This window comes from Gemmatimonadota bacterium, from assembly GCA_016209965.1.
GTDB lineage: Bacteria > Gemmatimonadota > Gemmatimonadetes > Longimicrobiales > RSA9 > JACQVE01.
In genome coordinates, this window is the sequence record JACQVE010000249.1 from 1 (window position 1) to 12,751 (window position 12,751).

Annotated in this window: 16 protein-coding genes; 13 read left to right on the forward strand and 3 right to left on the reverse strand. The window is 68.4% G+C overall.

Features of this window, described 5'->3' with window-relative positions:
* The 13 genes from HY703_09850 to HY703_09910 form a co-directional block, all read left to right on the forward strand.
* Window positions 1-413, forward strand: a 413-nt coding sequence (locus tag HY703_09850; protein ID MBI4545487.1) for a hypothetical protein, incomplete at its 5' end; no start/stop codon positions are given.
* Window positions 410-1,012 carry a LemA family protein gene (locus tag HY703_09855; GenBank protein ID MBI4545488.1) on the forward strand — a complete coding sequence of 201 codons (603 nt, stop codon included), beginning with the start codon at window positions 410-412 and terminating at the stop codon, window positions 1,010-1,012. The genes HY703_09850 and HY703_09855, both read left to right, overlap by 4 nt.
* Window positions 1,013-1,168: 156 nt before the next feature.
* Window positions 1,169-2,260 carry a hypothetical protein gene (locus HY703_09860; protein ID MBI4545489.1) on the forward strand — a complete coding sequence of 364 codons (1,092 nt, stop codon included), beginning with the start codon at window positions 1,169-1,171 and terminating at the stop codon, window positions 2,258-2,260.
* A gap of 2 nt (window positions 2,261-2,262) precedes the next feature.
* Window positions 2,263-3,330, forward strand: a complete 1,068-nt coding sequence (locus HY703_09865) for a cytochrome b N-terminal domain-containing protein (GenBank protein MBI4545490.1) — start codon at window positions 2,263-2,265, stop codon at window positions 3,328-3,330.
* Complete coding sequence (locus tag HY703_09870) at window positions 3,330-3,863, forward strand: hypothetical protein (GenBank protein MBI4545491.1); 534 nt, start codon at window positions 3,330-3,332, stop codon at window positions 3,861-3,863. Before HY703_09865 ends, HY703_09870 begins: the two co-directional genes overlap by 1 nt.
* Before the next feature lie 119 nt (window positions 3,864-3,982).
* Entirely contained in the window at window positions 3,983-4,756 is a 774-nt protein-coding gene (gene ccmA / locus HY703_09875) for a heme ABC exporter ATP-binding protein CcmA (protein MBI4545492.1), read from the forward strand.
* Window positions 4,753-5,439, forward strand: coding sequence for a heme exporter protein CcmB (locus tag HY703_09880; GenBank protein ID MBI4545493.1), 687 nt, complete (start codon window positions 4,753-4,755; stop codon window positions 5,437-5,439). Before ccmA ends, HY703_09880 begins: the two co-directional genes overlap by 4 nt.
* Window positions 5,436-7,421, forward strand: a complete 1,986-nt coding sequence (locus HY703_09885) for a heme lyase CcmF/NrfE family subunit (GenBank protein MBI4545494.1) — start codon at window positions 5,436-5,438, stop codon at window positions 7,419-7,421. The genes HY703_09880 and HY703_09885 overlap by 4 nt, the downstream gene beginning before the upstream one ends.
* The gene (locus HY703_09890) at window positions 7,418-7,963 is read left to right on the forward strand and encodes a redoxin domain-containing protein (protein MBI4545495.1); all 546 of its coding nucleotides are present in this window, start codon (window positions 7,418-7,420) and stop codon (window positions 7,961-7,963) included. Before HY703_09885 ends, HY703_09890 begins: the two co-directional genes overlap by 4 nt.
* Window positions 7,960-8,397 carry a cytochrome c-type biogenesis protein CcmH gene (locus HY703_09895; protein MBI4545496.1) on the forward strand — a complete coding sequence of 146 codons (438 nt, stop codon included), beginning with the start codon at window positions 7,960-7,962 and terminating at the stop codon, window positions 8,395-8,397. The genes HY703_09890 and HY703_09895 overlap by 4 nt, the downstream gene beginning before the upstream one ends.
* Window positions 8,398-8,546: 149 nt before the next feature.
* Window positions 8,547-9,380, forward strand: a complete 834-nt coding sequence (locus tag HY703_09900; GenBank protein MBI4545497.1) for a prolipoprotein diacylglyceryl transferase — start codon at window positions 8,547-8,549, stop codon at window positions 9,378-9,380.
* An 89-nt stretch (window positions 9,381-9,469) separates the two neighbouring features.
* On the forward strand, window positions 9,470-9,676 hold the full coding sequence (locus tag HY703_09905; GenBank protein MBI4545498.1) for a hypothetical protein: 207 nt from the start codon (window positions 9,470-9,472) through the stop codon (window positions 9,674-9,676).
* A gap of 118 nt (window positions 9,677-9,794) precedes the next feature.
* The gene (locus HY703_09910; GenBank protein ID MBI4545499.1) at window positions 9,795-10,490 is read left to right on the forward strand and encodes a tetratricopeptide repeat protein; all 696 of its coding nucleotides are present in this window, start codon (window positions 9,795-9,797) and stop codon (window positions 10,488-10,490) included.
* A gap of 9 nt (window positions 10,491-10,499) precedes the next feature.
* Here HY703_09910 and HY703_09915 read toward each other — a convergent pair whose 3' ends face one another.
* From HY703_09915 to HY703_09925, 3 genes are all read right to left on the reverse strand, one after another.
* Window positions 10,500-11,225: a hypothetical protein gene (locus HY703_09915; protein MBI4545500.1), complete on the reverse strand. Its 726-nt coding sequence runs from the start codon at window positions 11,223-11,225 to the stop codon at window positions 10,500-10,502.
* Window positions 11,226-11,702: 477 nt separating this feature from the next.
* Window positions 11,703-12,359 (reverse strand): 1-acyl-sn-glycerol-3-phosphate acyltransferase, encoded by a 657-nt coding sequence (locus HY703_09920; GenBank protein ID MBI4545501.1) that lies wholly within the window; start codon window positions 12,357-12,359, stop codon window positions 11,703-11,705.
* On the reverse strand, window positions 12,359-12,751 hold a 393-nt coding region (locus tag HY703_09925; GenBank protein ID MBI4545502.1), incomplete at its 5' end, for a hypothetical protein. The genes HY703_09925 and HY703_09920, both read right to left, overlap by 1 nt.

A 12,751-nucleotide genomic window follows, 5' to 3' on the forward strand; every position in this document is an offset into this window, starting at 1 on the left:
GCGCGGACCCGCTGGAAGGCGTGGTGGTGGACCGCGGCGCCCTACGCCTGCAGGTCGAGCGGGAGTTGCGCGGCAAACTGGTCCAGCTCCGCGAGGGGCTGCTACTCGCGGCAGGGCAGCCGGCAGACGTGGGCAACCTGCTGCTCCGCGGATTCCCTTCCTTTGCCACATATTTCCGGGCGATCCTGCGGCTGAGCGGCGCGAGCGCCAAATTGCCGACCGACGAGGTCATCCGCGAGGGCGCCCGGCTCGTCACCGGGCCGGCCGAGCCGTTCCTGCGCGTCTGGGAGGCCAGACGGCAGGGATCGCCGCTCCGCCTGGAAGTCGACGACCCTGTCGTCAGCGGCTACTACGCCCTGGCCGAGCGCGCCGCGGACTTCGTGGACCGGTACCAGGAGGAAAGAGGCTCATGAGCGCACGGTGGGTGTGCATCGCGCTGCTCCTCTCGCTGCCGGCCTGCGGCTACAACCGCATCCAGGAGCTGGATGAGCGAGCCGACGAGACGCGCGGCAACATTGATACGGAGCTACTGCGCCGCAACGACCTGATCCCCAACCTGGTCGCAACGGTGGACGAGGCCGCGGCCTTCGAGCGGGAGACGTTCACGGAGGTGGCGCGTGCGCGGGCCGGGCTGACCCGGGCGCGGGAGCAGGTAGCGGCGGCGGTGCAGGGAGGCGCGGCGGCGCAGGAGCTGAGCCGGGCGAGCCAGGCCGTGAGCGAAAATCTGAGGCTGTTCCTGAATGTGGCCGTCGAGGCCTACCCCACGTTGCGGGCCAACCAGAACTTCGTAGCGCTGCAGGACGAGCTGACGGAGACAGAAAACCGGATCGCGGTGGCGCGCCGGGATTACAACGAGGCGGTTCGCACGTACAACACCTACATCCGGCAATTCCCTCAGCTCCTCACGGCGAAGGTGGTGGGTGCGGAGCGGAGGCAGCCGTTCGAGGCGCCGGTCGGTGCGCAGCAGCCGCCCGAAGTCCGGTTCCGCCGGGAGGCCGAGCCGGGCCGCTGAGCAGGAGGCGAGGAAAAGCCGGCTCTGCCGTTCTTGACACTGCCGCCGTGAGTTGCGCATCCTTGAAGTGGTCCCGGGTGTGCCCGGCCCCTCACCCCACTGGGGCGGGATCCCTTCAGCGATCAAAACGAACGCTTACAGCCGCAGGGAGGCATCATGACACGTTCCACCATTCTTGCGTTTGCGCTGCTCGGCTGGCTGGCGGCGCCGGCGCTGGCGCAGGACAAGCTGCTGGGGAAGTGCAAGGCGCAACAGGGGCCGGCGAACCTCCCCGAGGATGCGCGCGGCCAGTTCCAATTTCTGTGCGCCCAGGTGGTGAACACCATCACAGGCGCGCAGCCGGCGGTGGGGATAGCCTTCTCGGGTGGGAACCCGGTGCTGGGCACGGGCACGACGTTGGGCACCCGTTTGGGCTCGATTCCCCGAATCAGTGTGACCGCGCGCGCCAACCTCGCCGCCGCACAGGCGCCCAAGCTGTTCCAGAACTTCGCGGCTCTGATCACGGACAATCAGGGCGCCCTGAAGGCCATGGAAACGACCGGGCTTCCCGTGGGATCGCTTCAGGCGGACGTCTCGATCGGCGTTTTTAACGGCTTCTCGCTGGCTCCCATGGTGGGCGGCGTGGGCGCCGTGGACGTGCTGGGAAGCGTCGCATTCATCCCCAAGATCGAGCGGGTCGGGATCCAGGAAACCATCCGGAACATTGGCGGCGGCTTGCGAGTTGGAGTCCTGAAGCAGGGCCTGCTGGCACCGGGAGTGTCCGTCACTGGCATGTACCGGCGCATGAGTGACGTGAGCTTCGGCCCCGATACGTTGGACGCCGGGCACCCCGGCAATTTCCGAAGCGATCTCCAGACCGTGAGCCTCCGCGCAGTGGCCAGTAAGGGCATCCTGATGCTCGACTTCGCCGTCGGCGCCGGCTACGACCGCTACAGCAGTGATGTAGCCTTTGGCTGGTTCCTCGAATGCGGGAAGAACGACTGCAAGAAGGCCAACAACGGGAAGTCCATTGCCGCGACCGGTCAGGTGAGTGGCGAGCTGCAGACCAACGCCTGGAACGTCTTTGGCGACGTCGCCCTGAATCTGCTGCTGCTGAATGTGGTTGCGGAAGTCGGCTACCAGAAGGCCACTGAACTGCTGGACGTGGACGATCTGCGCAAGCACAACCTGAAGCAGCAGCAACTGACCAGGGAGGACCTGAGCGGCGGCCGTCTGTTCGGCAGTTTCGGACTGCGCCTCGCGCTCTGATCGTGACCGGCAGCACCGTAGACAGCGCCGGGCCGGTCCCCGGGGAGCGGCCCGGCGCCCTTTTCGACCGCCGCGCAGGCGGCGGCTGGCGGGAACGGCTGGCGTGGCACGCTCTCGAGTACGGCATTGCGCCGGTCGCCAACCGCTTCCCGTACATGCTGGGCGGGCTCACCTTCTTCGGGATCCTCGCCCTCCTGGTCACGGGCGTCCTGCTGGACCAGTTCTACAACCCGGCGGCGGTCGGCGCCCACGACAGCATAGTCTTCATCATCAGCCGGGTCCCAGGGGGGAATTGGTTGCGCTCGCTGCATTACTGGAGCACGAGCGTGGTGCTGGTGAGCGTGTTTCTGCACCTGATCTACGTTTTCTGGCGGCGCAGCTACTTCCGGCCGCGGGAGGTGACGTGGTGGACGGGCGCGGCGCAGTTGCTGGTGCTCTTCGCGCTGGCCTTCACCGGCACCGTGCTGCGTGCGGATCAGGAAGGGGGCGAGGCGCTGGCGCACGCGGTAGCGGGCGCGCGCATGGTGGGCGGACTGGCCAAGCCGCTGACGCCGGAATTCACGGCCAGCGCGCCGCTGCTCGCGCGGCTGCACAACGCCCACGTCTCACTCCTGTCGCTGCTGCTGCTGGCGCTCGTGGGCCTCCACTTCTGGCTGATCCGGCACCTGGGGATCCACGCCCACGAGCCGCGAACCCACCCCTTCACCTCCCATCTCCGGCGTCTGGGTGGCTACGGTCTGATCGGGTTCGGTATGCTTGCCGCCATCGCGGCACTGTTCCCGCCCGGCATCGGATTCCCCGCGGTCGAAGGCGCAGAAGTCACCAAGCCCTTCTGGCCCTTCCTCTGGATCTATGCCGCCGAAAACGCGTTGGGTCTCGAAGGCATGCTCATCGCACCCGCCATCCTCTTCGGCTTCCTCTTCGCCGTGCCCCTGCTCGATCGACGCCACGATGATCGCGGCGGCCGCCCGCGCTGGCTCTTCGGCCTGGCCACGTTGCTGCTCGCCATGTATCTGGGCGCGTTGCTGTACGGCGCCTTCGCGCCCCAGCACCCGCATCTGGGTATGTGATGCGCAGTTCCGCGTGCTTCCTGGCCCTCGGCCTGCTGGCCTTCTGCGGGCGAGCCGGCGCGGCCCACGAGCCGGGAGTCCTCCACCTCGCCGCTCGAGAGGTAGGCGTGGGAGGCGAGATCAGCGTGCACGGGCAGAAGCTCCCGCGTCGCACACGGCTGCGCCTCGAGCTGCGCGGCGCGTTGGCCACGCTGGATCTGGGCACGGTGCACACGGACGGCGCAGGGGAATTTACGGCTCGACTGCCGCTGGCCGATTCCGTCCGCCCGGGCACATACGGTTTACTGGCGATCGCGCCCGACGGCGATGTAAGCGCCCGCGCAGATCTGGTCGTGCTGGCGGCCGCGCCGGCCGGGGAGCATGTGCACGGCGCGCAGGAGGATGCCGCGCGCGGCCGTGTGCCGCAGGCCAGGGCGGAGATGATGGATTTGCCGGCTAGCCGGAGCGCCGGCGAGTGGGTCGTCATCCTGGGGATCATTGGCTTGAGCGTCGGGTGCGGGGTGGTGCTCCTCAGGGGAGCACGGCAGCCGTAGCGGCGGCGCACCTGGCGCGCGGCGGGTCGGCCGGTCCCGGCAGATTGAAGGACCGGCTGCCAGGCTCTATCTTTAGCAGGGTTCTGGGAGTACGGACCGAAGCGGCGAGGAAGCCAGCGGTGTCAGGCGAGCAGGACGGGCGCAACCGGAGAGGGGCCCCCGAGACGGCGGCGCTCGAGCTGGACAAAATTGCCCGCCGCTTCGGGCGGCGCTGGGCATTGCGCGGTGTGACATTACGCGTGGCGCCGGGTGAGGTCGTCGCGCTGGTGGGCCACAACGGCAGCGGCAAGACCACCCTGCTGCGGGTGGCGGCCACGGCCATTCGGCCTACGCGCGGGAGCGGCCGGGTTTGCGGCCGGGACATCCTGAGGGAGCCCGCAGCCGTCCGGCCGCTGGTGGGCTTCCTCGGCCACTCGCCCGGACTTTACGAGGACCTGACGGCCTCCGAAAACCTGCTTTTCTCCCTGCGCATGGCCGGCGTGGCGGCGGACAGCCGAGCCGTGGCCGGCGCCCTGGCCGAGGTGGGGCTGACGCGGGAGGCGGGCGAGATGGTTCGCTACTTTTCTGCCGGCATGCGGCGGCGCCTGGCGCTGGCCAGACTGCTGCTCCGCCCGGGGCGACTGGTGCTGCTCGATGAGCCCTACGCCAGCTTCGACCCTGAGGGCGTCGAGCGGGTGAACCGCCTGGTACGGGAACAGCGTGCGCACGGCGGCGCCGTGATCCTGGCGACGCACGATCTGGCGCGTGCGGCGGAAGTCGCGGACCGCATGGTCGAGCTGGTGGCAGGCCGGCTGCTCGAGGGCAAATTGCCGCGCGGGAACGGCGCTGCAGGCGCAGGCGAGAGGGGTGCCATGGGCCAGCCCCTGGCACTGCAGGAGTCGAGCGGCCTATGAGCTGGCGCCAGGAATTGGGCCGAGCCCGGGCCGTGGCCTGGAAAGACCTCACGGCGGAGCGGCGCACCAAGGCGAACTTCAACGCGGTCGTGTTCCTGGCGGCGCTCATGCTCCTGCTCTTCGGCTTTGCCCTGGGGCCGGACGCCGAAGCGCTGCGGGGTGCCGCCGCCGGCATACTCTGGCTCACCGTGCTGTTCAGCGGGGTGCTGGCCTTCAACCGCTGCTATCAACTGGAGCTGGAGGGTGGCGCTCTGGAGACGCTGCTGCATTACCCTGGCGACCGCCGTGCCGTGTTCCTGGGCAAGCTGGCGGCCAATCTCGTTTTCGTGCTTCTGGTCGAGGCGATCCTCCTGCCTGCGGCCGCGGTGCTGTACGATCTGCCTATGGCCCGGCCGTTCCCCGGCCTGGCCGGCGTCCTGGTTCTGGGAACCGTCGGCTTCGTCACACTGGGCACCTTCTACGCCGCGATGGCGAGCCGCATCCGGGCGCGCGAGGTGCTCCTGCCGCTCCTGCTCTTTCCCATGCTCGTGCCCTTGCTGGTGGCCGCTGTGGAGGCCACATCCGCGCTGCTGGCAGGCGACGCGATGGGAGACAGCAAAGCATGGCTGCGGCTGATTGGCGTCTTTGATGTTATCTTCTTCGTGGCCTCGCTCTTCGCTTTCGAGTACGTGATCGAAGAATGACACGCATCCTGGGGCTCACGACGGTAGCGCTCGCGCTGGCGCTTTCGCTCTACGGCCTGGCCGCCGCGGTGTTGGGCGTACGCCGGCGCCGGCCCGAGCTGGTGCGCAGCGCGCGTTTTGCCGCTTACACCAACTTCGGGCTGCTCACCCTGGCTAACCTGGCCATGGTGTACGCGCTGGTCACCCACGATTTCAGCATCTCCTACGTGGCGCAGGTGGGCAGCCGGTCGACGCCGCTGTTCTACACCATCATTTCGTTGTGGAGCGCGCTCGAGGGGTCGATCCTGTTCTGGGGGTGGGTCCTGGCCGGTTATACGGCATTGGTCGTGTACTTGAATCGGGAACGGCCGGGCGCACTGGTGCCATACGCGCTGGCCACCATGCTGGGCGTGGGAAGCTTCTTCTACCTGCTGCTGGTCGGGCCGGCCAATCCCTTTGGCCGCATGTTCCCCGTCCCGCCCGATGGGCCGGGGCCGAACCCCTTGCTGCAGAACCATGTCCTCATGGCCGTGCACCCGCCGCTGCTTTACCTGGGCTATGTAGGGATGACCGTGCCCTTCGCGTTCGCGATCGGCGCGCTCCTCTCGGGGAGGCTGGACGACGCCTGGAGCCGGACGACCCGCCGCTGGACCGTCACCGCCTGGATGTTGCTGTCCGCCGCCATCATCGCGGGAATGTGGTGGTCGTACGAAGTGCTGGGATGGGGCGGCTACTGGGCGTGGGATCCAGTCGAGAACGCTTCCTTCATGCCCTGGCTCACGGCAACGGCATTCCTGCACTCGGCCATGGTGCAGGAGCGACGGGACATGCTCAAGGCCTGGACGTTGAGCTTGATTATCGCGACTTTCCTGCTCACCATCCTGGGCACCTTTCTCACGCGCAGCGGGATCCTCTCCTCGGTCCACGCCTTCACCCAGGGCCCCATTGGCCTCTTCTTCCTGGCGTTCATCGCGACGGTGCTCGTATTCTCGCTCGCCCTGCTGGCGGGGCGCAGCAGCGACCTGCGCTCGGCGGGCCGGCTGGACAGCGTGGCATCGCGCGAAACGGTGTTTCTGGTGAACAACCTGCTGTTCGCCGCCTTCACCTTCACCGTCCTGCTGGGAACACTCTTCCCGCTGGTCGCCGAGGCGATGCGCGGCGTGAAGGTCAGTGTGGGCGCCCCGTTCTTTAACCGCATGACGGTGCCGCTGTGCGTGACGCTCCTCTTCCTCGTGGGGGTTGGCCCGGCGCTGCCCTGGCGTGCGGCGGCGCCCGGCTACCTGCGGCAGCGCTTTGCCGCGCCGGCCGGAGCACTCGTGCTGGCCTTCCTCGGCACGCTGGCCGCCGGAGTGCGCGCACCCTACAGCGTCCTGGCCTTCGCCTTCGCCGCCTTCGCGCTGGTAACCAATATCCAGGAATTCGTGGTCGGCACGCGCGCCCGCATGCGGGCACACGGAGAAGGACCCGCTACCGCGCTACGGCGCCTCGTCGGCGCGCAGCCCAGGCGTTACGGCGGCTACGTGGTCCACCTGGGCATCGTTGTAGTGGCGCTCGGCGTTGCCGCCTCGTCCTCTTTCCGCTACGAGCGGGAGGCAACGCTGCGGCCGGGGGCGGTCCTGTCCGTCCGGGACTACCGCATCCGCTTCGATGACCTGTGGGGTCGGGAAGAGCCTCAGCGCTTCGTGGTGGGCGCCAACCTGAGTCTGCTGGATGGAAGGGGCATGGCCAGCGGCCGGCTCTCGCCGCGCCTCAACTTTTACAACAGCACTGGCGAGCCGGTGCCGACGCCCGCCGTCCGCAGCAGACCCCGCCATGATCTGTACGCCACGCTCCTGGCCTTCGAGGAGGATGGCTCCTCGGCTACTTTCTCGTTCTTCATTCAGCCCCTGGTGGCCTGGATCTGGGCTGGCGGGGGCATGGTGGCTCTGGGCGCATTGATCGCGCTCTGGGCCGGCCGGTTGGGGCAGCGCGCCGCCGCGCCAGGGAAGGGGGACGAGGCGTGAACTGGCGGCGGGCTATCCTGGGAGCGCTGGTCGCCGTGCCACTGCTGGCGCTCTTCCTTTTCGGCCTCGGCCGCGTTCCGCGGGCCATTCCTTCGCCGCTGCCAGGCCGTCCCGCCCCGCTCTTTGCCCTCGAATCGCTGGACAGAGGGGATACGGTCCGCCTGGCCGGGCTCCGGGGGCAGGTGGTGGTACTCAACTTCTGGGCGTCGTGGTGCCTGGCCTGCCGGGACGAACACGCAGCCCTGTCCGCTGTGGCCGAAAACTATCGTGATCGGGGCGTGCGCTTCTTTGGCCTCCTCTACAACGACTCGCCGGAGAACGGCCGGCGCTGGATCGAGGAAATGGGCGGCCAGAGCTATCCCTCGCTGATCGACCCTGGCTCCCGCACCGCCATCGATTACGGGCTGTACGGCGTCCCGGAAACCTTCTTCATCACCGCGGATGGCGCCGTGGGGCACAAGCAGATCGGACCGGTGACCGTGCCCCTGCTCGAACGGACGCTGGACGCGCTGCTGGCAAGTCCGCCGGAGACGGCGCGGTGAGCTGGCTGCCGCTGGCCCTGCTGTGGGCGCTGTTGCCCGGGGCCGTAGCGCCACAGGAGCCGATGCCGGACAGCGCGCTCGAGGCGCGGACGCGGCAGGTCGCGGCAGAGCTTCGCTGCCCGGTCTGCCAGGGCCTTTCCATCCAGGATTCGCCCTCCGAGCTGGCGCGAGAAATGCGCGCTGTGGTGAGGGACCAGCTCGCCGCTGGCCGGACGCCTGCGCAGGTAAGAGCTTACTTTGTCAGCAAATATGGCGAGTGGATCCTGCTCCAGCCGCAACCTCAGGGTTTCAACCTGCTCATCTATCTCCTCCCGGCGGCCGCGCTCCTGGGCGGCGGGACGGTCCTAGTGCTCGCCCTGCGGCGCTGGACGCGCCCCCAGGTGCAAACCGCTGCGGCGGGCGAGCCGCGTGCGCCGGCAATGCCCGGCCGTTGAGGGACCCGGTCGCCCTTGGCGCGGTATTACCTCTCTAGATGGTCAAGTTCACACGTACGGCGCCGAATGCCGCCGCACTCGTGAGCTCGATCAATACGTAGGATTGTCGTTCCCCCGCAGCAGAGCGGGATTCACGGCGCGGAGCGGGCATGTACCCGGTACTCATAGAAATTGGCGGCTTCAAGCTGACAACTTTCGGGCTCATGATCTTCCTGTCCTTCCTGGCAGGGGCCTGGGCCCAGGGGGTGCAGCTCGAGCGCCGCGGCTACAGCCGTGAGCTGGCCTGGGAGACGCTCGCGTGGGTCGCCATTGCCGGGATCCTGGGCGCGAAACTGTATTATCTGGGGCTGCACTCGAGGGACCTGCTGGCCAACCCGCTGCGCGAACTCACGGCCCGGGGCGGGCTGGTCTGGTACGGCGGCCTCTTCGGCGGCATCCTCGCCTTCTACTGGCAGGTGCGCAAGCGCAACCTCCCGGTCGCGCCGCTCTTCGACAGTGTCGCACCGGCGCTTGCCCTGGCCTACGCCGTCGGCCGCATCGGCTGTTTCCTGGTCGGCGACGACTACGGGCTGCCCACCAGCAGTTGGGTCGGTATCGCGTTCCCGGAAGGGACGCCGCCCAGCACGGCGGGCTACCTGCGCTCTGTCGGCGCCGACGTCCCTTCCCAGCTCCCAGACTCCGCAATTCTGGCAGTGCATCCGACGCAGCTCTACGAGGTGGCGGCGGCACTCGTGATGTTCGCCATCCTGTGGAAGCTGGCGCGCAGGCGGCTCGCGCCCGGCCGGCTCTTCGCACTCTACCTCGCGTTCTACGGCCTTGAGCGGTTCCTGGTCGAATTCGTGCGCGCCAAGAGCGACCGCTTCATCTTGGGGCTTTCCACCTCGCAGATGGCCAGCCTGGTGCTGCTTGGCGCAGCCACCTACGTGTGGCAGCGGCGTCGGGCAACGCTCGAGAGGCGTCCTGCCCCCGCCCACGCCGGCTAAGTGGTCGAATCCGCAAATACGCCCTGCTCTGGCAGTTCAGGACTGGTGCCGGCGTCCACGGCGGGCCTGTCACCTACCTGGTCGAGGGGGTGCAGTACATCGCTGTCGCTGCAGGCGGGAACCACCAGCTCGACACACCCCGCGGCGATGATCTCTTCGTCTTCGCCCTGCGCGGGCGGGCGGCACAGCAGCCCGCGGCGTCGTACGGGGAGGCGCAGTACGAGCGAAGCGATCCGGTGCGCTATGGCGCTGTCCGCCAGGTTCAGCGCCGTGCGCGCCGTACATCCACGCCTTGACCGGTTCGCATAACGCCGCTAGCTTCGGGCTGGTGGAAGGCCGCAGCCATGCCGCCCGCGTTGCCGTCGGCACGCGGGCGGTGGTGTTCCAGAACCCCCGAATCCGAAGTCGCGACCTATGCCACGACACCCTACTGCGCGGCGGGTGCCGCACCAGCCGACAGGCCCCGACGACCCGTTCCTTGCCCAGGTAGTCGAGGCGGCGGCGTGGGCCAAGCAACACGCTCGCGGCCTGGTCATCGGCGGCGCCCTGCTGGCGCTGGGCATCGCCTCGATTCTGTACTATACCAACTATCGCAGCCGCCTGCGCACCCAGGCCGATGCCCAGCTTGCCGAGCTGCGCTCGAACCCCACGCCCGCCGTCACGGAACTGGAGAATTTCCTGACCCGTTTCCGGGGGACGGCCGCGGCGAAGGAAGTGCGGCTGCTCCTGGCCGAGCGCTACCTCTCGGCAGGACAAGCGGAGAAGGCGGTCTCCACGCTGCAGCCCCTGGCCGGCGATCTGGATGCGCCCCTCGGCACCTCGGCTGCCTTCCTGCTCGCGGCCGCGGAGGAGGCCCGAGGCGCGGCCGACGCTGCTGAGCAAACCTATTTGCGCATTGCCGAGAAAGCCGAATTCGATTCCCAGCGCCGGGAAGCGCTGAATCTGGCCGCCGGCTTGCGGCTGCAGCGCGGCGATGCCTCGGGCGCAGCCCAGGTATACGAGCGCGCCCTCGAGCTCACAGCGGAAGATCTGCCCGAGCGGGCACTTCTGGAAATGCGGCTGGCCGAGGCGCTGGCCAGGCGGGGCACCGCAGCGCCCCGCGGGAGCTGAGACCGTGGACTACGCGGGCTGCTCCTGCCGGTGGAGCTGGTAGCTGTAGCGCTGGTATTCCTCTCGGTTGGCCACGTAGTCCTCGACCCACGACTCGAATGGTGGCAGCGGCAGCCAGCGCTCGAGCTCCTCGACCACAATCATGGCCAACTGCAGCCGGTCGCGAGACGCGAAATCGATTTCCCGGCCGTGCAGCAACTGCTCGACCAGTGCCTCGAAATCGGCTGGCGCCATCAGCGAGATGAGGTGTGCGACCTGGTCCAGCCGGTAGGAGGCATAAAGCGAGCGCAGATGTTGCAGCGAGAGATCCGCTGAGCCATCCTTCGGATCGGGCACCAGTTCCGCCGAATTCCTGGCCAGCAACTCGCGGAACCAGCGTCGTACATCGGGCGGCGGATGCTGGCTGCGCTCGTGCGAGTAGAGCGCGGAATCCAGAAGCGCCAGCAGCAGCGGCCTGCCAAGCCCGCGGGCCCGGCTATCGACCTCCGCCTCCGTGGCCTCCAGGAAAAGGTCCGTCGTGCGGACCTCCAGCCCTTCGTGCAGCCCCGCCGAAGCCCGGAAGGAGAAGCAGCCCCGCCACTCGCCACCCTCGGCCGGGTACGTCACCAGGAAGACCGTCCACCGCTCCGCCGCCGCCTCCGGTCCACGGTCGCGGGCCGCTGCCCGCACCCCACCCGCGGCCAGAGCCGACCTTTTCGCCGGCCGCTCCAGAAAACAAAAAGACCGGCAACGCATGCGGGGCGGCAGCGCTCCCGGCTGCGTCGACGGCCAGCGGCCGGCTTCGCCTGGTGGTTCCGTTGGACCGGGCATTCCTGAGTCCAGGAATAGCCGAGAGCCTCGCCTATTGTCAAGATGGTGCGACCCCAACCCCACACGCGAGCCCTTGGGCTCCGTGAAACCACCGATCACGAAGCAATGCTGCCACCGCGCGTGCAGTCGCGGGGAACTGTTGCGTCCAGGCCTTTTCGTTGCGCCTGATTAGCCGCGACCGGCCCCGCGCGATGCGAGCGAGGATGCGGTAGCCATCAAGCTTGAAGCTCGTGAAGCCAGCCGTCGCCAGGCTCGACCATCCCCTCCACCAGGCGCTCCGCCATCTCCACTCCGCGTGGTGCCCCGTCCCGCCGCACCCCACTTCGCATAATATACATTATGTCAACTTCAGGGCAGCCAAAAACCAACGGGGTGGCCACTGCCCTGACGGGCGGGTGCTCTTTAGACACGTTTTGGGGGCAAGGATTTTAAGGCGGCCGGCTGCCCGGCGGCCTCGAGCTGGGCCCGCAGCACGGCCATGATGGTCTCGGCGGCGACGGGAACGGCAGGTTCGCGGCTACGGCGGTCATCGAGCCGGGGGAAGCGGAGTGGCGGGCCGAGGGTAATGCTAACCGGCGCGGGCCGGGGCGCCCGGGCCCAGCGCGGCCAGACATCGTAGGAGCCCTGGATGGTGCACGGGATGACGGGCACGCCGGCCTTGAGCAGGAGGCGGATGGTCCCCAGCCTGAGCGGCTGTAGCCGGCCGTCCCAGCTCCGTTCCCCTTCGATGTAGATGCCCACCCCCTCTCCTTCGGCAATGCGGCGGAGCGCGAAGCGCACCGCTTGAGGATCGATCTCGAAGCGACGTACGGGGAAGGACTTGATCCTGGGCATGAGCCAGCCCATGATCGGCGAGGCGAATTGTGTGCTCTTGGCCATGGTGTAGATGACCCGTGGCAGGTGCGCCTGGACCAGGATGGGGTCGATGATGCTCTGGTGATTGGCGATCAGGAAGAAGGGCCCTGTGCGCGGCAGGTTCTCGAGGCCCCGGATCTTCAGCTCGTCGCCGAACACCCTCCAGAGCAGGCGAGCCAGGGTCGAGCACAGCGAGTACAGCATCAGCGGAGCACGATGCGCGGCTGAAACTCGAGGACCTCGCCTTTGCCTGCCGAGCGGTAGAACCGCCGGATGCTGGCCCGGAGCACCTCTTCCCAGAGCCGGACCGAGCTGTCCGGGAATCGGAAGCTCACGACGCCCTCGCGCCGCGGCTTGATCTGCAGCGTACCCGAGCTGGACTGCAGGGCCGTGAGCGCATCCAGTGGCCAACGGCGTTCCTCCCCCTCCAGCGGCTGGAACATGACCTCGCCCGCGCGCAGGGTGAGCCGCCCCCTTCGCGGCGGCCCCAGCCGCTCGATGTGGCCATAGAACACGCGCCCCGGACGGATCGGTGCGGCCCCGAGCTGGAACCGGGCCTCCACGGCCGTGGTGACCTCCACCGGAGCTGACTCCCC